Origin of the sequence: Aquamicrobium soli (genome assembly GCF_042646345.1) — a bacterium.
Taxonomy (GTDB): Bacteria; Pseudomonadota; Alphaproteobacteria; order Rhizobiales; family Rhizobiaceae; genus Mesorhizobium; species Mesorhizobium soli_A.
Map to the genome: position 1 here is coordinate 113,418 of NZ_JBHRTK010000010.1, position 23,904 is coordinate 137,321.

1 protein-coding gene (cut by a window edge) is annotated in these 23,904 nt (G+C 65.4%); it reads right to left on the bottom strand.

Annotated elements, in window-relative coordinates; genetic code table 11:
- Positions 1–23,904 carry the 3' portion of an LEPR-XLL domain-containing protein gene (locus ACFOHJ_RS08435; protein WP_378220047.1) on the bottom strand. The gene runs 6,525 nt beyond the window's last position, so the window shows 23,904 of its 30,429 coding nt (coding positions 6,526–30,429); its start codon lies off the right edge, out of view; its stop codon occupies positions 1–3.

Sequence of the window (23,904 nt, forward strand, 5' to 3'; positions counted from 1 at the left end):
TCAGTGAAACGCGATGTCGTCGTCGGCGTCCACCTGGGGCACGAACGAACCGGTATCGGTGTCGAAGAACAGGACATCGAGATCGAGGTCCGGCTCGGCTTCCTCCGAAACCCTGATCGCCACGTTGCCGAGCCCGCTCATTGCGCCGGCCAGGGCCAGCGGAATCGCCGTCATCCCTTCGATCACGATATCGCCGCTGCGAATGCCCGATATCAGTTCGGAGGGGCTGGCGACGCTGTCGGCCTCCGGCGCGGCCGAGGCAAGATCATCGGCCTCGGCCTTCAGCGGTGCCTGCGCCGCGAACGTCATGAACAACCCCGCCGCCAGCATCCTGTTGTTGGGCGCGGCCTCGTCCTCGCTCGGCAGCGTCGTCGCATCGAACCCTGCGACGTATTCCAGGTCGGCGGTCGGCCGGCAATGCGGTGCCTCAGCCACCGCGTTGATGACCTTCGGCGTCGCGCTGACGCCCTTGGGCAGCTTGGCGGCCTTTCCGACCCTGATCGCATTCAACCCGGTCGGCACCAGCGAGGCTTCCGCCGCCCTGGCGTCGGCACCCAGCTGCGCCATCAGCGGGCTGATCCAGTCCCGGCCCAGCACAAGGCTGGCGGAACCGGCATCGAGGGTCTGGCGAACCACGTCCTTGCCGCCGCCGGGCTCGACCGTGTCGCGCTTGCGATCGAAGGCATAGATATTCGTGCCGATGCCGCCGTTGACGGTGTCGAAGCCATTGCCGCCGGAGAGCTGGTCATTGCCGTCGCCGCCCGACAGATAGTCGTCGCCGAGCAGGCCGTAGAGCACGTCGTCGCCGTCGCCGCCGATCAACCGGTCGGCGTCGATCCTGAACAGCGACGGCGTATTCACGTCCTTCGTCACCACGCCGTGCAGGGCCCCGAAGGCGCCGAAACCGTAGACGTAGCGAAGCGTGGCGGTCACGGTGGCGCCCGTCTCGCCGACCGGCAGGACCCGCATGCTCTGGATCATGCCGTCGGTCGTCGTGGCGGTAACCACCGGCAGGACGGCAGCCATGTCGCCGAACATCAGGTCGTTGCCCTCGCCACCCTCCAGGAGGTCGTTGTTGAGGACGATGTAGTCAGCGTCCGGCCGCTGCGCCTGCCGCTTGTCCTTGGCATTGAGCAGCCAGGAACTGGTCGAGCCGTTCTTCGACCAGTCGGCGGTCTTCTTGCCCAGGGTCGCCTGTACGCCCCAGGCCTCCGCACTCGCCTTCGCGGCACTGATGTTGCCGAGATAGAGGCGGTCGATGGTCTTGAAGAAGGCGTTCTGCAGGCCGTCGGCGATCTTCTTCGCGGTCGCCTTGGTGCTGCCGATCGTCAGCATCGGCTGCTCGATCAACCCGACATCGCCGATCAGGACGTCGTCGCCCTCGTCGCCGAAGATCTGGTCGTTGCCGACATTGAGCGCATAGCCCAGGCCGTTGCCGAACAGCCAGTTGCCGATCTTGTTGGCATTGGCGTCGATGGCATGGTCGCGGGTGATGTGGGCCTTGAGCGCCGCGGTCAGCGTCTTGTCCTGCGCCGCCAGCGCCTTGTTGACGGCGCTCAGTTCCGTGGTCGCGACACCGGCCAGCGTGCCGGCATTGGCCGCGCTCACCACTGGCAGCACCATGACGCCATGGTCGCCGACGATGAGGTCGTTGCCGAGGCCGCCGTGGATGATGTCGTTGCCGATGTTGAGCCGGTGCGTGGCCGGCCGCAGTTCCGTCTTGCCGGCAACGAAGGCCGTGGACGGCGTGTTGGTCTTGACCCCGAAATCGGCGATGACCTGCTCGCCAGCCGCATGCGCGGTGTAGGACAGGTCGGCCACGACCGTCTGGAAGTCCATCAGCCAGCCATGCAGGCCGAGCGCCGCCGCCGTGAGGTTGGGCCCGACCAGCGTCAGCGAGGTCGCGGGCACGACGATCGTCCCGGTATCGCCGAAGATGGTGTCGTCGCCATCGCCGCCGGTGACGATATCGCCACCGATCGTCACGTCGATGATGCCCGCATTGGGGTCGGCATCGAGCGCGTTCCTGGCAAAGCCGAGCGACGCCAGGTCCTGCAGCAGCCCGTTCAACGATACCGACAGGCCGGCGATCTCCTTGTCGATGACGGCAAGGCCGGTCTCGGTGATGGTCGTGATCCTGCCGTCGTCACCGAAGAGGGTGTCGTTGCCGGCGCCGCCGTCGATCGTGTCGCTGCCATAGGCGAGATCGCCTACCCGCGTCACGTCCGCCAGCACCGAGGCGAATATCTCGATGCGGTTGCCGTCGGAGCGGGCGATGCCGTTCCTGGCCGAGAACTCGCCGAGGAAGCCGGCGGCTCCCGGCAAGAGCTCGATCTGCGGCAGGGCGTTGGTCAGTTCCTGCGGAAGCAGGTTCACGCCCGGTACCACCAGTTCGCCTTCGGCCGGAAGCTCGAGGCCGAGGGCAGCGTCCGCGCCGATGATGCGATAGGCGTTGACGATCTTGGGCAGGTCGGTCTGGAAGCCGCTGCCGTTGGAGGCACGGTCGCCGAAGATCGTGTCGTCGCCGGCGCCGCCGCGCAACGTGTCGTTGCCGCGCTGGCCGAAGATCACGTCGTTGCCGTCGCCGCCGTCGATGGTGTCGTCATAGGCGACCTCGAGGTTGATGCCGAGCGCTTGCGTGTCCCACGTGCCACCGGCCAGAGTCACCTTGACGCCATTGGCATCGACCACTCCGCCGACCAGCAGCATGTCCGGATCGAGCAGGCTGGAGGCGAGATCGGCGCGCGAGACGGTCTTGCTGGAGCTGATGGAGACGATGCTGACCAGCGTCGCCACCTCCTCCAGCACGACGTCGCGATGCCAGCTGCCGTCGCTGTTGAGCATCGCCGAGCCGTCGGGATTGTAGGCCCGCAGAATCTGGCCTTCGTCGCCGAGCAGGTAATCGTTATCTGCACCGCCGTCGATATAGTCGGAGCCGAGGCCGCCGACGATCTCGTCGATGCCGTCGTCGCCATACAAGCGATCGTCGCCGCGCTGGCCGAAGATGCGGTCGTCGTCGGCACCGCCGTGGATTTCGTCGTCGCCGCCGACGCCGTCGATCAGGTCGAAGCGGATCACGTCGCGCAGCAGCGAAGGCGCCTTGCCCGGAACGGGCGGGTCAAGCTGCCAGACGGTATCCTTCCACGAGGTGCCGCCGATCACCTTGCGGGCGATCAGGCCGTTGTCGCCGAGGATGACGTCTTCGCCGGCGCCGCCTTCGACATAGTCGTCGCCGTCGGCGCCGCCGATCACATTGTGGCCGCCGAGAATGTCGTCGTCGCCGGCGCCGCCATAGAGATCATCGTCGCCCTGCTGGCCGACGATGATGTCGTTGCCATCATCACCGTAGATGGTGTCTTTGCCGCCACCGTCCGCGTCAGTCGTGTAGATCGAGATGACCCGCTGGTTTTCGGGCAAGGTCAGGTCGAACAGGGCATGGTCGCCGAACAGGCGATCGTCGCCCGCGCCGCCATGGATCTCGTCGTCGCCGGTACCGCCGGCGACGATGTCGTTGCCCCCACCCGACTGGATGCGATCGTTGCCGCCGTCGAGCGGGCTGATGACATAGCCGCGCTGAAGGTCGGCGATACGCTGACCATCCACGTCCACGATGGCAAATTCGAACCGCGCATTGTCGCCGAAGACGATATCGGCGCCATTGCCGGTGGTGATGAAGTCGCCGAAGGCACCGCCCGCGGCGATCTGGTCGCCGTCGCCGGTGGTAATCGTATCGATGCCGCCCTTGTCGGTATCGATCGAGTAGGCGAGCGTCGGCAGGGTGTCGTCGAACTCGGCATAGCCGCTGTCGCCGAACACCACGCTGTTGCCGGTGCCGATCTCGATCAGGTCGCCTTCGCCGCCGCCGAACACGACATGGCCGCCGTCGCCGGCCTTGATGGCGTCGACGCCGTCATGTTCGGTCCAGCCGCTGCGCACGGAGGCCATCTTGCCGTCGACATAGAGCGCGATGCCGTTGTCGCCGAGGATGACGTCGTTGCCGCCGCCGGCGGTGATCGTGTCGTCGAAGGAACCGCCCATCAGCACATGATTGCCGGTATCGATCGTGATCGTGTCGTTGCCGCCATGGGCGACATCCGTCGTTTCGACCGAGACGCGCCGGCCAAGGCTATCGAAGATCGCCAGGCCGTTGTCGCCGAGGATGACGCTGTCGCCGTCGCCGGCGGTGATCTCGTCATCGCCATTGCCGCCGAACACGACGTTGCGGCCCGACCCGGCCCTGATCGTATCGTTGTACCGGATCATCACGGGCACGCCGTCGACCATCGGCGCGAAGTCGGCGAAGGTGCTTTCGATGCGCACGAGGATATTGTTCTCGAACGTCGCCTTGCCGTTATCGCCGAGGATGACGTCGTCGCCTCCCTGCGAGGTGACCTGGTCGTTGCCGGAGCCGGCGATGACGATGTTGTCGCCGGCGCCCGTCTCGATCACGTCGTCGCCATAGTAGCCCGGATCGGTGCTTTCGATGCTGGTGACGTTGCCTGCATCATCGAACAGGATGATGCCGTTGTCACCCAGCACGACATCGCCGATGTCGTTGGCGCTGCCGCCGATCACCTGGATGGTGTCGCCGGCCGAGCCGCCGACCAGGATGTTGCGGCCGCCGGCACTGGTGATCTGGTCCTCGCCGCCAAACTCCGGATTGGTCGTCTGCACGATCGTCGGCAGGCCGTTCACGAACTCGGCGCTGCCGTTGTCGCCGACGATCAGGTCCTGGCCGCCGGTGCTCTTGAGAATGTCGGAGCCGAAGCCGCCGAACACGATGTTCGGCCCCTTGCCGGCATCGATCACGTCGCCGCCGCCGACCGACGGGTTAGACGTCTCGACCTTCACGACCGCGCGGTCGATCATCATGTCGAGTGTGCCCGCCACCAGCACGAGCGTGGAGCCGTCCACGGTCGCCTGCTGCGTGATGATGCCATGGTCGCCGATGATGACGTCGCCGAGGTCGCCGCCGAAGATGAGGTCGCTGCCCGCCACTTCCGTTTCGCCGTCGGCATTGATGCCGTCGTCGTCGATGATGACGGTGCGGTCGCGATAATCGACGTCGAAGGACGAGTCGCCGATGATCCAGTTCTTGCCGTCGACGCCGCCATGGATGATGTCGTCGCCGGCGCCGCCGGCGATGAAGTTGGTGCCGTGGCCGCCCGTCAGCGTATCGTTGCCCGCGCCGCCGTCGATCACGACGATGCCATGGGCGCCCGAGGCGTCAATGGTGTCGTTGCCGGGGTTGAGGAACTTGTAGGCCGTGCCGTTCGGCGTCCCGGGAACGGAACTGTAGCGCAGGCCGTTGGCCGAGGTGTCGCCGAACAGGACGACCGGCCCGGTGCTGTCCTGGACGATCAGCGTGTCGCTGCCGCCGCCGCCATGCACGACCGTCAGCGTCTGCTCGGCAGTGCTTTCGATGGTGAAGATGTCGTCGGCCGCGCCGAGCAGGACCTCGACGATCTGCATATTGTTGTAGGTGATGCCGCGCGCGATATCGACCGGCGGCTTACCGTCGTTGTAATCGACCGACAGCGGGTCCGCAGGCATGCCGAGCCCGGAAATATGCGTATCGGTCAGCACGCCGGAGAGCGGCGCCTGCGCGGTGTCGCTGAAGACGATGAGCTGGTCGACATCGGTGCCGTCATCGACCTCGATCTGGCGGATTACTTCCGGGTTGAATTCGTCCGGCAGCGCCACCGAGGGCGTCAGCGAGCGGTCTTCCGTTCCGACGCCGCCGTCGACGAACAGCGGGCCGCCGATGCGGGTCAGGTCATGCGGCTGCTGCGAGAACACGCGAACGCCGTCCGGCGGCGTCGTGCCGGTCTCGTCGAAGACGAGGTTGACCGTCACCGCCTGGTCCCAGTTGGTGTCGTCGAAGGTCACGAAGTAACCGGCAGCATCCTGCTGCACGCGCGGCGATGCCGCCAGATCGACCTTGGCCTGGCCGGAAATGGTGATGCGAACGACGACCGGCGCAGTAGGCTGCGTGGTCAGCACCATCTGGTAGCTGTCGGTTTCGCCGGCCTGCGATACGCTGGTGTGGCCGTCGGTCTCGATGATCTGCACCGAAGCCGTATTCGTGTCGATCACCTCGACACTGACCTTCTGGGTGTCGACATCGGCATAAACCCCGTCCGCCTTGTCGGACGTGACCTTGTTGCTGATGGTGACCACCTGCCGGTTTTCCGGCGTCGCGTCGGCCGGCGACGAGACGAGCACGGTCTGGGCGTCGTTCCAGGCAAACACATTGTTCGCGGCGTCCGCCACCAGGCCGAACTTGATCGTGGTGCGCGACAGGTCGACCTGGTCGCTGCCGGAGGACAGCGTCACGGTCACCGTCTCGCCGGCTGCCGGCGGCTTGCTCAGCGCCACCGTGTAGCTGTCGGCGGCACCGCCCTCGAACACGCTGGTCGAGCCGCCGCTTTCGGTAATGACGGCATCGGGCTTGTCGTCGTCGATGACGGTGACGAGCACGTTCGGGATCTGGAAGTTGTCCAGCGACTGGGCGACGCCGTTGGCATCGACATTGATGATCGAATGGCTGATCGCGACGACCGTCTTGCCTTCCTCCGCATCGTCGGAGATCGCCTTGACATAGATGCGCTGGCCGGCGGCCCAGTTGGTACCGTCGAACGCGACGGTGACCGCTTCCGAGAAATTGACGCCATCGAGCGAGACGAGGATGGTCTGGCCGCCCTTGGCCCGCTGCTGGGCCGAGGCCTGCGCAGCCGAAACCGTGACATAGGCGACCGTGCCGAGCACCGGCGCCGTCGGCAGGGTCAGCATATAGCTGTCCACCGAGGTCGGATCGTCTTCCCGGACCAGGAGGCCGTCGTCTATGTCGACCGCGACCGCCGTGCTGCCCTTGGTGGTCAGGTCGATGCCCGGCGTGAACAGGCCGTTGTAGCGCGGATCGGCACTGCTGACGGTGTGGGTTATGGTGCCGCTGTCGCCGGCTGCGTCGTCGGAGATGACGGGCATCACCACATCGCCCGCGATGTTGAAGGTATCGCTGCCGAGGCCGCCGATCAGCGTGGTGACGAGGTTGTCGGCAGTGGAAAGCACGTAGAAGGTATCGTCGCCTTCGAGGCCATCGACGTCGAGTGCTTCCGCGTTGCTGATCCTGATCGTCAGCCCGGCGCCGTAGACGCCGTCCTTGGTGATGACGAAGGTGTCGGCAAGCTCGGTGCCCAGCACCACGACCCGGTCGAAGCCGGCGCCGCCGTCGATGTCGACCGGCGCGTTGATGTTGTACTGGATGACATCGTCGCCATTGCCGCCGTTGACCTTGACGTTGACGCCATCGGCCAGCGCGAAGGCGCGAATGACGAATTCGTCATTGCCGTCCTCGCCCTCGAGCCTGAGATCGGCATGGTTCGAATAGACGACGAACATGTCCTCGCCGCTGCCGCCATAGAGCACGGCCGGAACCGTGATGCCCCTGGACAGGTAGCCGAGCGTGGTCTCGACCGTCTCGAAACGGTCTTCTTCCGACAGGATGGCATAGAAGCCGTTAAGGGGGTCGAGCTTGCCGTCGGCGTCGACCTTCTGGTCGCGCGAGCTGCCGAATATCTGGCCGACCTGGAAGAAGTCGTTGCCCTCGCCGCCGTCGACGGTGAGGATCGCCGCGTTGTCGTCAAAGTAGAAGCGATCGTCGCCCGCGTTGCCCTCGACATAGACACGGCCGTTGCTGCTCGCATCGTAGTTGATGCGCTCGACCGCCGGCACGTAGCCGCCGTTCCCGTCGGGCACCAGATGGGCGATGAAGTTCTTGCGAAACAGGAAGGTATCGGCCTCTTCCATGCCCTCGATGGTCAGCGTGTCGACGCCGTCGTCGCCCGCGCCGCTGTCATGGATGTTCATGACGTAGTCGCTGGCACCCGCAATGTTGACGACCACCCGGTCGGTGCCGCCCTGCCCGTCGATGGTCAGTTCGTCGCGGATGATGCGCCCCGTCCCGTCACGGGCGAAGGCAGGCAGGCCGTTCGCGCCCGGCGCCACGTCCTGCCCGAGATAGGTGGTCATCGACGGCAGTTCGTTGACGGTGACGAGATCGCTGCCTTCCCCGCCATAGACGAAGGTGTTGCCGCGCAGCGCCTTCAGGTCGAGCAGGATGGTATCGTTGTCCAGGCCGCCGGAAATCTCGATCTGCGGCGCCTGCAACGTCCCGTAGAGTTCGATGTTGGTGCCGATGCCGGGATCCGGATCGGCCACGCCCTGCGGCTGGTAATCGCCGATGATCACGATCCGGGTGGGCGAGATGATGGTCGCGGTGGCGTCCAAATAGATATCGTCGCCCGCCAGAAGGCGCACTTCGCCTTCCGACGCCTCGAGCGTCACCCCGGCCGCGACGGTGATGTTGTCGGGCAGGTCGTCATCACCAAGGCCTGAAGCCTCGTTATCGTCCTCGGCCCAGAACTCCAGCTCCGTCTGTTGCGCGATGCTGCTTTCGGTAATGACGATCGGGCTCGATGCCATGATGTAGGCGCCGCCGCCGGCGTTGACGCCGGAGATCTGTTCCCGCACGCCGCCGACTTCGAGCGCGCCCAGGTTCCCGATCCAGGTATCGCCGACATAGGACCAGGATTCCAGGTTGGAAACGGCTGTCGTCACCCGCTTGGATGAGGTGCCGATGCTCCTGGACGCGAACAGGTAGGTCTTGCTCGAAACGATGTTGGCGAGGCCGTCGTTGCGGCCGTTCAGGATATTGCCGTTGACCGCAGTGATGAAGGCGACGGAATCGGCGAAAGCGGCAACGCTCGCGGTTCCCGAGCCGATCTCGTTGAGGATGAGGTCGCCCGCCGTCTCGATCAGGTAGATGCTGCCGAGTTCGGTATGGGCGGTAACGGTGCCCGGCGCGGGACTGGAACTGTCGATGTCGAGTTCGTTGCCGACGGTGCCGATGCCGATATGGGCGGTCAGGCTGATGTTGCGGCCGATGACATCGGCCTTGGGCAGCACCAGCGCGCGCCTCACATAGGCGGGGGTCGTGTTGTCGTCCGGAATCTCGACATTGTAGTTGGGGTCCGGCATTTCGGCGTCGATGATCGAGCCCTCGACCGAAACCAGCGTGACATCCTCGTTGATCGAATGGATGCCGCGCACATTCATGTCGCCATGCGTTTCGGTCAGGAAGATCGACCCGTCGGCCGTGGCGATGACGGTGCCCCGGTTGGTGGCGTCGATGGTCGGGTCGCTCGACACGTCACCGGTAACGTCGATCTCCAGCGCGTTGCCGCTCATGCCTATGCTGCCGGCCGCTTTCAGCCAGATATGCTGCGCCTGCACCTTGGTCGCCGACGATCCCGGCAGGGCGTCGAGAATCGACTTCTGGGACGCCGTCAGGAAAGCGCTGCCGCTCCTCGAATAGACTGATTCCACCCGCAGATCGCTTGTCGGGGCGGTTATGCGGACATCGTCCTGCGCCCTCGCGATCAGGCCGCCCCCGCCGCGCATGGTCACGGTCACGGCGTTGCCGGCCTCGCCGATATGGCCCCTGCCGGCTTCCAGCAGGATGTCGGAACCGTCCAGATTGACGCCGCTCGTCGCGGCATTGATCACGCTCCCGCTCGTCTTAATGCGGATGGTGCCGCCATTCGGGTTGCCGTTGCCGGCAACCACGTTGCCGAGCTTCACGTCGGTTTCGGAGCCGAGATAGACGGCGCCGCCGGCCGTAGCCGACACCGTGTCCCGCGCGGTCAGGTCGAGATCGTCACGACGGTTGATGATGATGCGCGTGATCCGCGCGGTCTCGCTCATCGGGTCGTCGACCACCGCCGCCAGGGTGACGGTGCGGCCGAATTCGGTGGCCATCGACCTGTCGGACGTCAGGTTGACGGTGATGACATCGCCCGCCACCGACGTGATGACGAAATAGGCGTTGTCCTCGGTGGTGTTCTGCGTGTTGCCGGCAACATAAAGGAGGTCGCCGGCCTTGAACATGCCTGCCGGCCACGCGCCGGTCGTGCTGGTGATGGTGCCCTGCGTGCCGTTGCCCACCACCGCGAAATTGACCACGGCGGAATCGATATAGGCGCTCGACACCACGTTCGGCGCGGATTCATAGCCGCTGACATAGATGATGTCCTTGCGCTCCGCAGCGGCGAGCGCCACACGCTGGTCGTCGGTTAACTGGACCTGCTGGCTGCCGTCGCCGAGATCGATCTGCATCTCGCCTTCGATGCTGCCGATATTCTGGCCGGCATGGATTTCGATCTTGTTGCCGATGATGTTGGCGTTTTCGATCACCACCTCGGTGTCGGTCACCGACTTGGTCAGGCCCGAGCCGAAGGCGTTGAGCAATTCGTTCTCGGTCCAGACCTTGATCGTCCCGGTCAGCTCGGTCGCCTTCTCACCCACCGCGAACAGGAGCTTGTAACCGAAGGTCCTGGCGGCATCCTTCTGCGTCTCGTTCAGCGTGCCGAACTGCTCGTTGAGCTTGTGGTAGTCGGCCGTGCGGATGCCGCGTTCGACCTGGATGCCATTTTCAACATAGGCGTCGAGCGCGGCGCCGGAGAAGCCGCTCGCCTGGCCCTTGACCGTGAGTTCGGCCGTCAGGTCGACCAAGTCCTGGCCGGTGATCTCGACGAGGTAATCCGGATCGAACTTCTTCGCGTCGGCCTGACCGTTCCGGTAGTTCCAATAGCGGTCGTAATCGGCCTTGATCTCGGCGCTCATGAACAGCGACGTATCCTGCACGGTCTCGCCGAGGCGGCCGAACATCTGATGGAGATCGGCGTAGTCGGCGAGTTCTTCCTCGGACAAGCCGGTTGCCGTGCTCGGATTGTAGCTGGTCGAATTCGCCTGGGTATGGCGATAGGCCCAATACTGCTTGTAGGCCGCCTCGAAATCGGACCGGTAGATCGAGCCGTAGCCCGCATAGGTGGCGGTAAGCTCGGTGAGCTTGGCGGTAAGGTCGGCTTCGCGGGTCGCGATGGCAGCCAGGGCCTCGTCCTCGGGCAGCGTGTCCAGATAGTACTGCTTCCCGGCGGCGCTGAGCACCACCTTGCCCGTAACGGGATCGACGCTTGCCTTGAGGCGCCAGTAGGTGTCGTAGCCGTCGCGCTGCATCAACTCGTAGCCGAGCAGCGTCGCGTTGATCTTGTCCTGCGCGCCGGTATCGCCGGTCAGTTGCAGGTCGGTCCAGACGCCCCCCTTCAGTTCGTCATAGGTGCGCTTGTCCTTGACCGAGACATAGTCGGAATCGAGCAGCGAACCGTTCCGGACCTCGATCCAGACGTTTCCTATCGTGGTCGCCCGCTCGAGATGCAGGTCGCCCGCGATTTCGGACACGAAGATGTTGCCCTGGGCGCTGATATTGACCTTGTCGTCCTCGCTGTCGCCGGAATCGATCTGCAGCGGACGCAGCGCCGAGTTGCCGACGCCGCCCTGTGCGCCGGCCGGCAGCGCGCCCTGCCCGTTGGCATAGGTATCGGCGATCAGCGTGATCTTGCCGCCCTTCACGAGGCCCGGAAGATAGGTGTTCGCGGCCGAATCCGCGACGACGATGCCAGCCTGGCTGGTTAGCGTCACATTGCCCTTGTCGGCAATGACGCTGTTGATCGACATGTCGCCCAGGCGTTCCTTGATATAGATGTCGCCATTGGCCGAATGGCCGGTCAGGTAGGCATAGGCCGTCGGCTGGCCGGACCCGCCCTTGTACCCCTTGGGATAGAGGTCGACGAGGTCGATCTGCAGCGGCCGGATGCCGCTGCCGATGCCGAGGTTTCCGTCGAGCGTGACGCGCACGCCCTGCACCACGGAATTGTCGTTGCGCGCCTCGATCGTCGTGTTGGAGACGATCTGGGTAAGGCCGGTATCGTTATAGATGCCGTTGTCGATGATGACCTTGCCAGCGCCGGTCGAATTGACCTTAACCGTCGCTTCCTCATAGCCGATGAAGCTGATCTGGACCGGCAGGTCGGCCTTGATCGAGTTGGTCGCGGTCGTCTGCGTCCGGCGTTCGACCATGAACTTCTGGTAGTAGGTCGTCGTGCCATACCAGGTGCTGGTCTGCCACTTGTCGATCAGCTTCGGCTCGGTCTCGCTGAGCGTCACCGTCGACGACGACCACGTATAGGGAGCGGAAACGTCCGTCGCGCGGTAGAAATAGTCGCTGCCGGGAACCAGGGTCGGCTTTTCGAGCAGCTTGTATGTCGTGTCGACGACGTTGTCCGGATCCCGGGCGAGGGCGTCGATGCCGAGCCAAGCCGAGGTGCCATAGGTCGTGGTGACGCTTTCCAGCGTCTTGGTCGCGACCGACCAGCCGTACCGCCAGCCCTGCTGGGGGTTGAACACCGTAACGTAATCCCAGGTGCCGTTATGCTGGCCGTCATAGGTACTGGTCGTGGCCGGTCCGGTCTCGACCATCTTCCTGGTCGGATCGGGCAGGCCGTCGGCGCCCTTGGCGCCCACCACCGGCGAGAACTCGACGACGCGCACGTCGACCGTGCCGTCGATCTGCGTCTGGTACCAGGTCTGCGTATAGCCGCCGTCGGTATGCGTCGACTTGTCGTTAAGGATGATCGTGCCGAGGCCGCGCTCGGTCACGTCGATGCGCTTGATGAGCAGGTCGTAGTTGGTGTCGTTGTTGGCGGTAACGTTGACGTAGGCGCCCAGCGCCTTGATCTGTCCCCTGCCGGTATTCATCAGCTTGCCGGTGATGGTGATGGACCCGGCCGGCGTCCTGAATTCCTGGACGACGATCTTGCCGAGGTCGGCATCCCAGTACGCCCTGAACTCGTTATAGGCGACGGTTTGCAGCAGGACCTTGCGTTCCTGGATCGTGCCGTTGGCGATCTTCGCCTTGATCTCCTCGATCTCCTTGGCCGTATCCTGGCTGATGTTCAGCACGTAATCGCTGGAGCCGCTCTGGATCAGGCCGTTGAGGTTCACATACTCGGCATTGATCGAGATGAGGCTGGCATAGATGCCTTGACCCGGGGTCGGCAGCTTAGCGAGCTCGGCATCGCGATCCGCGTCGGTAGCCTTGCCCATGCCGTCCGGATTGGTGATCTGCTTCCAGGCGGTATAGGGATCGCCGCCGGTGTTGAGAACGCTGCCGGGCGGAAGGTCGATGATGACCATGCCGTGGGTGACGACGGCCAGCGAAGCGCTATGGATGTTGCCGGTGATGGTGATGTCGCCGGAGCCGACGCTGTTGTCGATCCTGACCGCCGCCGTGATGGCGTCGATGTCGCCGGAGATGGTGATGCCGGGCCACGGATTCTTGTCCGTGTCCACGAACAACGTGTTCTGGATCAGCACGGTGTTGACGGGCGCCACGCCGAAGGTGCGGGTGATGTTCAGATTGACGGCGCCCGGCACCAGACGGTCCCCGGGGCTGCGATCGCCGTCGGAGGTGTCGGCGTCGGCGTTGGCCTTGTTCTGGCTGTCGATGGCACTGTTCAGCGCGGCGCGCGCGTCGTCATTGGGGCCGACGCTGTCGGTCTTCGAGATCTCGTTCTGGAAGCCGTTGAAATAGACGCCGCCATTGTTCTCGGGGATGTAGATGCCGCCGATATCGAGGAACGCCGTCGTATTGTTGGTGATCTTGACGGTGACGTTTCCGGGTGCGTCGAGCGTGCCGCTGCCCTGCAACAGGTCCGACCGGATGTCGATATAGCCGGCCGATGCCAGGATCGGGTCGATATGGATGGTCAGGACGTCCTTCTTGACCGGGAAGAGCTGGGTCTGCTCATTGCCGTTGGCGTCGAGGATCGGATTGCCGTTCGCGTCCTTCAGCGTCGCGACCGTAACCAGCCCGAGGAACTCGAGCTCGTCCGTCATGCGCTTGATCTCGCGATCATAGAAATCGACGAGGTCCTGGTTGGTGGAATACTCCAGCTTCTTGGCTTCGGCCTCGGCGATGAGGTCGAAATAGCTCGACTGCAGCGGCGACTGGTCGATCCGCATCGAAACGGAATCGGAGCCGGCGCCGCTATAGACGACGGTCGGATTGTCCGTGTCGCCGCCGATCGCGCTGATGACGATGTCGATGTTGCGGTTGAGACCGGTCCGAACCGTGCCGTCGACCGTGACGATGCCGTGCGAATCGCTGTGCGCGTTGCCCTTGGTCTGGGTATAGGCATTGCCGCCCAGCGCCTTGTCGATGGCCCCCATCAGCGAGGAAGCCCAGTTGACGGCCTTTCCTTGCGCCAGCATGTCGGCGAAGGGCGAATCGTCGGCGAACAGCCGCACGTTGCCGCCGCTTTCGACCAGCGCGCCGGCCGCGATGGTGATCAGGTTCTTCTGGAACAACAGCGAATCCGCGACGACATGGTCGATCGGGATGACGCTGCCGGCAAAGGTGTCGCTGTACACGGCCACGCGATAGACGTCGTGGGTGTTGTTGGCGTCCATGGCCGCCAGCATGTTGACGTCCGACAGGGCCTTGAGATGGGAGCCCTTGCCGACGAGGATGCTGTTGGTCGGGCTGAGGTCGATGGTGGCTTCCGCCACCGACACCGTCAGGCCGCCGTAGTTGTCGACGCTGACATGCAGTTCGGCGTCCGCATTGGTGTCGGCCGTGAGGTCCATCTGGCCGACGGTGCTGAGCTCGACATGGTTGTCGACGCCGGTGTCGGTGCCGATCTGGACGGTCGCGAAGACATTGTCGGCGTCGAGCTTGCTCTCGGCGCCGATGCCGGAGGCGAGCCCGCCGCCCTTGTAGGAGACGTTCTCGTAGAAGGTGATGTCGTTGCGCGATGCGAGCGTGAATTCGCCGGCGTCGATCGAGGTGCCGATCACCTTGAGCTGCGCATTGTCGTTGACCAGCGTCTTGGTGTTCAGCGTCAGGTGGGTGTCGCTGGTGACGCCGGCACCGGCGAACAGGCCGCCCGTGCTGCCGTTGACGTTGTCGCCGACGTTCGGCTTGTCGAAACGGTTGAGGGACGTGGCGTTGAGCGCATAGGCGGTGACCTTGGCGCCGTTACCGATGACGACGTTGGAGGTCGAGTTGATCGTGTTGTCGGCTTCCGCGCCAGACCCCGCGAGCACGCCATAGGCGCTGGTGACGATCACCGTATTGGCGCGCGCCAAGTGGTCGGAGGTCATGGCGAAGCGGCCGGCGATGCCCTTGTAGGCGGCAAACGCCGCCGCGCTCTCGCCGGCAAGCTGGGTGGCCGCCTTGGTGAGCGTCACCTGCGTGTTGTTGCCCAGCACCGCCTGGGTGACGGCATTGGACGTCGTGTCCGCTATCGCCGCGGCGCCGGCGACCAGGCCGCCCGAACCGGGGGAACTCGAGGCCTGGTTGTCGTCGCTGCCCAGCGCCGAGATGTTCACGGTGCCGGCGCTGATGACGACGTTGTCCGCCACCTGGGCGGTGGTATTGGCGACCGGCACGCCGTTTTCGACATGCTGCAGCGACTGCGCCTTGGCTTTGGTGGCGCCGGCCGCGACCAGGCCGTAGGCGGCACTGTTGGAATCGGCGCGCTGGCGGCTGTCGTTCTGTGCGGCGACGCTGACGCTACGGGCCGCGGTGACGATGGTGCCGGTGCCGAGCAGCGCCACGACCGTGCTGGTGTTGATCGCTTCCGTGATCGTCGAATCGACGCCGATCAGGCCGCCGGCGAGGCCCTGCGCCTTGGCACTTGCCGTATCGCCGGTCGAAGGCAGCGTCTGGCTTGCCGCCACGCGCAGGCTATCGACGATGAAGGTGGTGCCGCTGGCCCGAGCGCTGACATGCGTATCGACATTGGCCTTGGCCACCGAGACACCGACCGCCGCCGTGCCGCCATTGACGCCGGCCGCCTGCGAACGCGCCTTCGGCGTCATCACCGCCTCGACGTCGACGGCGCCAGCCGTGATCCTGGTGTTGGAAATATCGGCCGAGACGCTGGAATTGACGTAGGAAAGCGCCGACGAGCCACCGGCCGCCAGGCTGAAGATGCCGATGGCGAGCGAGATCGCGCTCACCTCGGTGACGACCGAGGTGACATCGCGCGCGCTCATGCTGAGCGAGCCGTTGACATTGACCGTGCCGCCGGAAAGTCCGACGGACGTGCTCGAGGAAGCCGTGTTCTTGGTGGCGGCGCCGCCGCCGGAGATCGTGACGCCGAGGTCAGTCGAGGCCGACAGCGACGCCATGATGGCGATCGAGGAGAGCGTCGCGTTTTCCTTCGCCGTGATGGAGAAGGAGCCGCTGTTGGCCTGGTAGGCCGGCATGACGCGGGGCAGATAGGTCGGGCCGGCACCGGGTATGGTATAGATATAGCCGTTCGACTCGACCGGGATCTGGCCGGTAACGGTGATGTTCGCGTCGGCGGCGTAGGCGGCGATGTTGTTGGAAATCAGGTTTTCAGCATAGGCGACGCCCAGCGCCACGGCGCTGCTGCCGCCGCCGAAGCCGATCGAAATCGCCACCGCCGCCGCTCCCGCGAAGGCGTTGATGGCGGAAGTGTCGAGCGCCTCGACGGCGATGTTGCCGGCCTTGACGGTGCCGCTGTCGATGAAGCCATGCGCGTCGACGCCGACGCGGTTGAGGGTCACGGCGCCGGCACCGGCCGCGCTGAAGGCATACATGCCGCCGGCAATCGCGACCGAAGCGGCGGCGACATTGGCGTTGATCGTCTGGCTGGACTTCGCCGACAGGCCGAGCTTGCCGTAGGTATCGACGTCGGTGTCCTGCACATAGGCCGAAACCTGGACCGCCGCGCGCGAACCGTCGACATGGTAGCCGATGGAGTTAAGCGCAACGCCGAAGCCGATCGAGGCGCTGACCGCGACGCCGCCGATGGCCACGCCGGCGGTCAGGGCCACGATCGTCGCGTTGATGGTGGACGTATTCGAGGCGCTGAAGTCGATCGCGCCACCGGCATCGAGCTTGCTTCCCAGCGCATAGGCGCGGGTTCCGCCAAGGATGACGTTGGTGGCGACCGCGCCGCCGCCGGCAACCGACACGCCGACCGCGCCGCCGGAAATGGCGACGGCAGCGGCGGCGGAAATGGCTTTGATCGTCGCATTTTCCTTGGCCGAGACGCTGATCGTCCCCGGCGCCGCCGCATGGGCGGGAACGTTGGTTTCGACGCCCTGCGGCGTATAGGTCGGATCATGGATCGGAATGTCGGTCACCGACACGTCGGCATAATCCAGATGCGCGTCGACATCGCTGGCGATCGTGTTCTTGGCGACCGATACGCTGATGCTGACGGCGACGCCGGCCACGCCGAAGGCGGCCGAGATCGCGGCGGCACCGGCCGTGGCGGTGATCTTGGAGGTATCCTCGGCCGCCACGTCGACGTTGGCGGCGCTGATCGTCGCCTTGTCGGCACTCGACGCGCCCTTGATGGCGGCTTCGGTGAACACGCCGATCATGTTCTCGGTATAAACGCCGCCACCCGCCACGCCGACACCGGCCGTGCCGCCCGCAAGCGCGACCGCGCCGGCGAGCACCAGCGCATCGATGGTCTGGGACGAGGCGGCATGGACCTTGAGCGTTCCCGCGGCCTCCACATCGCTGTTGACGATCGTCGCCCGCACGCCGCCGCTGCTACCCGCATGGAAAGTCGGGGTGAGCAACGGATCGTTCTCGGCCTTGGTGGGATCGCTGATGCTGGTCCAGTCGCCGATCTGGTTGATCGCGACCGAGACGCCGATCGCAGCGCCTACACCGGCCCCGGCACCGGCGCCGACGGCAAGCGACAAGGCCGCGATCGTGGCGCTGATGGTCGAGGTGGAAAGCGCCTCGACCGTCACCGTGCCGGCGCTGTCCAGCGTGCTGCCGACGACCGTCGCCGTGGTGTTGCCGTTGATGGTGTTCTTCGCGACGGCGCCCGCGCCCGATATCGCGATGCCCGCGGCGCCGCCGATACCGATGCCCATTGAAGCCGCAGCGGAAACGGTCGAGATCGTCCCGTCCTGCACCGCGCTGACATTGATTCCACCCGCCGTGGTGGTCAGGCTCTGCCCTTCTACGACGCCGGCATAGGTATCGTTGGCGATCTCGTTCAGCGCGATCGACACGCCGATCGAAACCGAGACGCCGGCTGCGCCGAAGCCGGCCGCCAGCGAGGCCGCGCCGACGATGGCGCTGATGGAGGAGGTATCGCTGGCCTCTATATCGGCCGAGCCGACGGTGATGACCGAGCCGGTCTTGTCCGTCGGGTCATCGAGGAAGGCGGCGGTGCGCACCGAAACCGTGTTGCGCGCGCCAGCGCCTGCGCCGCTAATGCCGATTCCGGCGGTGCCGCCGCCGATCGCCGCCGAACCGGCGGCCGTGATCGCCTCGATGGTGCCGCTGGAGGTCGCCTTAACGACGAGCGCGCCGGAAGCCTTGATCGAACTGCCGCGTACATAGGCCTGGACCTGGTCGCGATCCGACGCCCCATGGCCGATCTCGTTGACCGCCACCGCCGCACCGAACGACGCGGCCCCACCAACCGTGCCGCCGACACCGAGTGAAAGCGATACCGCGACGGTTTCGGCCTTGATGGCGGACGATGCCGTCGCCGTCACCGAGACGGAATCCGCCTGCGTGATGTCGCTGGCCTCGATGAAGGCATTGGTGTCCGTGGCGATGCTGTTGAGCGCTATCGCCCCGCCGCCGCTGAACGAGATGCCGGCCGTACCGCCGACGGAAACCGAAATCGAAGCGGTCGCGACCGTCGAATGGACGTTGGCTGCGTTCTCGGCACTCACCGAAATGCCACCCGCCGTGGCTCCCACGCTGGCGGCGCCACTCAGATAGGCAGCGACGTTGTTTTCGATCCTGTTCTGCGCCATGGCAAAACCGATCGACACGGCGACGCCGGCCGTGCCGCCCAAGCCGACGGCGAGGCTGGCAGCACCCGCGACGACGTTGATCGTGCTCTCGTCCTTGGCCGAGATGTCGATCGATCCGGCCGAGACGGTGCCGGCATTGGCGATATAGGCCTGCGTCGCCACCGCGACGAAATTGAGCGTGTAGACGCCGCCGACACTGGCGCCGATGCCGGTCGTGCCGCCGCCACCGACCGCCACGGAACCCGCCGCGACGATGGCGTCGATGGACCCGGAGGAGTCTGCCGCGACCTTGACCAGGCCCGCGCTGGTCACGTCGGAATTATCGATATAGGCGCGAACGCCCGTCGCGCCCTTGTCGGCCAGCGTCGCCGCGCCGGTCGGCAGGTCGCGGCCGTTGCTGTCCGCCTCCTCGGTTACGGACCAGTCGCCGATGCGGTTCAGCGCGACCGCGGCGCCGATGGAGGCCGCGCCGCCGAGCGTGCCGCCGGCGCCGACCGAGATCGACACCGCGACCGTCTCGGCCTTGATGGTCGAAGACGAATCCGCCGTCACCGAGACGGAATCCGCCTGTGAAATGCTGCTCGCCTCGATGAAGGCATTGGTGTCCGTGGTGATGGTGTTGAGCGCCACCGCCCCGCCACCGCTGAACGAGATACCGTTGGTGCCGCCGATCGCAACCGAAATGGAGGCCGTGGCGACCGTCGAATGGATATTGGCGGCGTTATCGGCACGGATCGAAATACCGCCCGCCGTGGCTTTCACGCTGTCGGCGTTGCTGAGATAGGCGGAGACGTTGTTCTCGATCTTGTTTTGCGCCATGGCAAAGCCGATCGACACGGCGACGCCGGTCGTTCCCGCCATGCCCGCGGCGATGCTGGCGGCCCCGGCGAGGACGTCGATGGACGACTCGTCCGTGGCCGAAATGTCGATCGAACCGGCGGAGACGCTACTGGCGTTCTCGATATAGGCCTGCGTCGCCACCGCGACGAAATTGAGCGTATAGACGCCGGCGACGCTGACGCCGACGCCGGTTTCGCCGCCGCCGGCAATGGCCACGGAACCCGCCGCAACGGTGGCGTCGATCGTGCCGGAGGAGTGTGCGGTGACGTTGACTTCGCCCGTGCTCGTCACATCGGTGTTGCTGATGAAGGCGCGGACGCCCGTCGTGCCGTCGTCTGCCAGCGTTGCGCCGCCGGTCGGCAGCATCCGGCCGTTCTTGTCTTCCTCGGTGACGGACCAGTCGCCAACGCGGTTGATCGCGACCGCAGCACCTATGGAGGCTCCGATGCCGTCGTTGGCGCCACCCCCGACGGCAGCCGAGGCGGCCAGCACCATGGCCGTGATCGAAGATTCGCTGAGCGCCTCGACGTCGACGCCGGTGCTCTTGATGATATGGGAGTCGACGACAGACGACGACGTATCGACGCTGACGAGATTGGAGAGCGCGGCGCCCGCGCCGCTGATGGCGATACCGTCCTTGCCGGAGAAGCCGACGGTCATCGACGCTGCCGCGCCGGTGGCGGCGATGACCGCCTTGTTGTCGGCCTTGACCTTGACCAGGCCGTCCGAGGTCACGTCCGCGTCGGCGACGCCCGCCGCCACGCTGCCCTTGGTGTCGTTGAGCGCCACGGCAAGGCCGATGGAAATCGCCGTCGCCCCTTTCGCCGCGAAGGACGCCGCGACCGTCGCCGCTGCGGCCAGCGCATGGATTTCGCTGCTGTTGCTCGCCTCGACATCGAGGCCGTCGGTTCCCGCCGTGATGGTCGAGCGGCCATTATCGCCGTCGCCGCCATCGATCATCGCGACCGTATCGGCGGCGATGCTGTTTTGCGCGAATACACCGCCCGCGCTGAACGTCGTCCCGTCACCGGACGCCGATATGCCGACCGCGACGGAAGCCGCGACGGTGAGCGCGTCGATGGTCTGGTCGGACTTCGCCGACACGCCGACCCTGGAGCCGCCGACGCTGGAATTGCGGATGCGCGCTTCCGTCTTCAGCGGCGTCGCCTCGCCGGGCGCGGTGATGCTGCCGGCATAGCCGACATAGTTGAACGCGAGCACGATGCCGACCGCAACCGCGGTGCCCGACGAGCTGAACCCGCCGGCCACGGAAGCCGCCGCCGCCGCGATGGTGGCGTCGATGTCGGCGGAATTGGTCGCCGATACGGTGACGGCATCCGTTGCCTGGACGTCGCTGTCCTGGATCAGCGCCGAGGCGGAACCGAGGATGGTATTGAAGGCAATGGTGCCGGCGACGCCGACGGCCAGCCCGCTGCCGGTGCCGGCACCCACCGATACCGCCGCCGCGGCCGCGGTGGCGTCGATCTTGCCGGCTTGCCCGGCTTCCACCGAAACCGCCTTTGCGTCCATGTCGGACACATTGTCGATGCGGGCGCTGACCCCGACGTCGACGGCGTTGCGCGACACGACCAATCCGACGGAGACGGACTTTCCGTCCGGATTCTCGCCATAGCTGTAGTTGATCGCGACGACCGGGGCGACGACCTCCGAGGTTATCGTGCTCTGGTTAAGGGCCGACACGCTTACCGACTTGCCGACGGAGATCGACGTCGAATCCTCGACGACGGCCTCGACCGAATTGATGACGCGGTTGAGCGCGAATACGCCGCCGACGCTGACGGCGGTCGGCGCGCCGCCGCGCAACGTCTTGACGTAGTTCGATATCTCCGCGTTGATCGTCTGCGCGGCCTGCGCCGAAACGGTCAGGCCGCCGCTCAGGTCGGTGGTCGACCCGGTGATCTTCGCGCTGACCTGCGCATTCGGGTCGTGGCCGTAGATGGCGTCGACCAGGTTGGTTCCGACCAGCGTATCGACGGCGTTGAACAGGAAGTTCTGGCCGGCAAGCCCGATCGTGTTGAAGGCAAGCGTGATGCCGGCGGCGGTGCCCTTGGCGATGGTGTCGGCGTCGATGGTGGCGCCGATCGCGGTAGTGCTTTGCGCGGTGACACCGAGGTCGGCGCCCTTCACGGTGCTGCCCTCCACCAGGACGGTGGCATGGCCCACCACATTATTGGTGGCGATGACGCCGTTGATGGCGATCGACTTGCCCTTGGCGCTGCCGGTGGCCTCGACGCGCGCCGTGGTGTCAGCCTTGATAAGGCCCGACTGCAACGCCGAAACCAGCATGTTGCCGGTGGCGATGATCTCGGCCGCCGTCACCCTGGCCGAAGCGCCGCTGTCGATGCTGTTGAGCGTGGCGATGCCGCCCGCCGCGATGGCGCTGCCGCCGGCCAGGCTCGGCACCAGATTGGTGTTGATCCAGTTGAGGATGTCCTCGGCGACGAATTTCGACCAGTTGCCATCGGAAAAATCGATGTTCGACAGATCGATCTTTGCGTCGTCGGGGCCATCGTAGACCCATTTTTCGCCGGCCGCCGGACCGTTGAGGCCCGTGGCGTCGTCGATATAGACGAGATCGCCCTTGTGGACCGTCTGCAAGCCGGATTTGGTGGTGAACTGGTAGCTGCCGAGCGCGGAGTTGATCAGGTTGGTGACGACGGAAGCGCCGTAGTCGTTCTTGATCTCGGCCAGGGCCAGGACGTTGCCTTCCGAGGTGATCGAGGCGTCGTCGATGGCGGAAACGGTGACGTCGGTGCCCGTGACCTGGGCCGTCGGAACAACGGCCGAGGAACCGCTGGCGATCTTGTTCAGCGCCAGGATGAAGCCGAAGGCCTTGCCGTCCGTGCCGGAGATCGACGTCGAGGAGGATGTCGCCTTGTTGCCGACCGACGCGTCGATGACGGCCTTGTTGTCGGCGGTCACCTCCACCGCGCCCATGGCGTGGACGGCGGAATCGACGATCGAAGCTTGCGTCACCGACGGATTGCGAAGGCCGAAGGCGTCGGAGATCAGGTCGTCGCCGAGCAGGGCGTCGACGCCGTTGAACAGCACGTTGCTGGCGCCGTAGCCGATCGTATTGAAGGCCAGCGTCACACCGGCGGTGTCGCCGCCGCTGGTATAGGCGGTGCTTTGCGTGTCGGCCTTGATCGAGGAGACGTTCTCGGCGGCCACGCTCACGGCGCCGCCGCTGTTCACGGTGCTGTTGGAGATCGTGGCGGTCGCGCTCGACTGCACGATGTTGGTGGCGATGGTGCCGTTGATCGCCAGCACCTTGTCTTCGGGCGTCTCTTCCTTCGGATCATCCGGTGTTACCGGGTTGGCCGGATCGGCGGCGGCGCCCGGCTTGTGGTCGGTGCCGGGGTCGGTATCGGCAGGCTTGCCGTTCTTGCCGTCGGTCTTTCCGTCGCCGTCCCAGTCGATCGAACTGCCGCCCGAGGCGGAAACCGAGCTGTCGACCTTGGCGCTGATGTCGGCGCTTTCCAGCGCCACCACCTGGAGGTCGCCCGAAGTGGTGGAAACCGTGGCGTTCTTGATCGACGCATCGGCACCGCCGCGCACGTCGTTCATGACGATCAGGCCGCCTACCGCCTGCGACGGCGAGGTCGAGAGGTTGAGGTCCTGCAGCAGCACGGTGGCCGCCGGGTCTTCCTTCCAGTAGCCTAGGTCGCTGAAATCGGTGCTGGCGAGATCACGGCCCTTACCGCTCGCATCGTCGCCCATATAGATGTAGATGCTGCCGGCATTGCCGCCGATCTTCGTCCAATTCGGATCGTTGTCGAGCGCTGTCGAGTCAGCCTCAAGTGCGGCAGCCACGGCCTCCAGGTCGATGACGCCGCTTTCGCCGTTGTACTGGTAGATCGGGCCGCTGTCCTCGCCATCCGGAGCGGCGAACTGCACGGCGTCGCCGGTCGAGATCGGGAATTTCGACGGCGGCAGCATCTGGTCGAGATTGATGACGACATTGCCGGTGTAGCCGTCATCGATGCGGATGCGGTCGCCATATTTGATGTCGCGGATCTTGGTGCCGTTCGGGTCCGGCTTCGTGTCGTAGTCGGCCGGCGCCAGGTCGTTGATCGTCTCCTGGATGATCGACGCGCCGCCGTCGTTGGACACCGACGTGTCGGAGACCAGCTTCGAGTTCGAATAGATGCCGGAGGAATCGTCGGCGGTGACCGAAACGGTCTTGCCCGCCTTGATCACCTTGTCCACCACGCCCGTATTGTCGATGGTGGCCCTGGCCGCGCCCGAAACCTTGTTGCCGGAAATGACCGCGCCATAGGAGGCGCCCGATGCGCCGTAGAGCGCCGCCGTATCGGT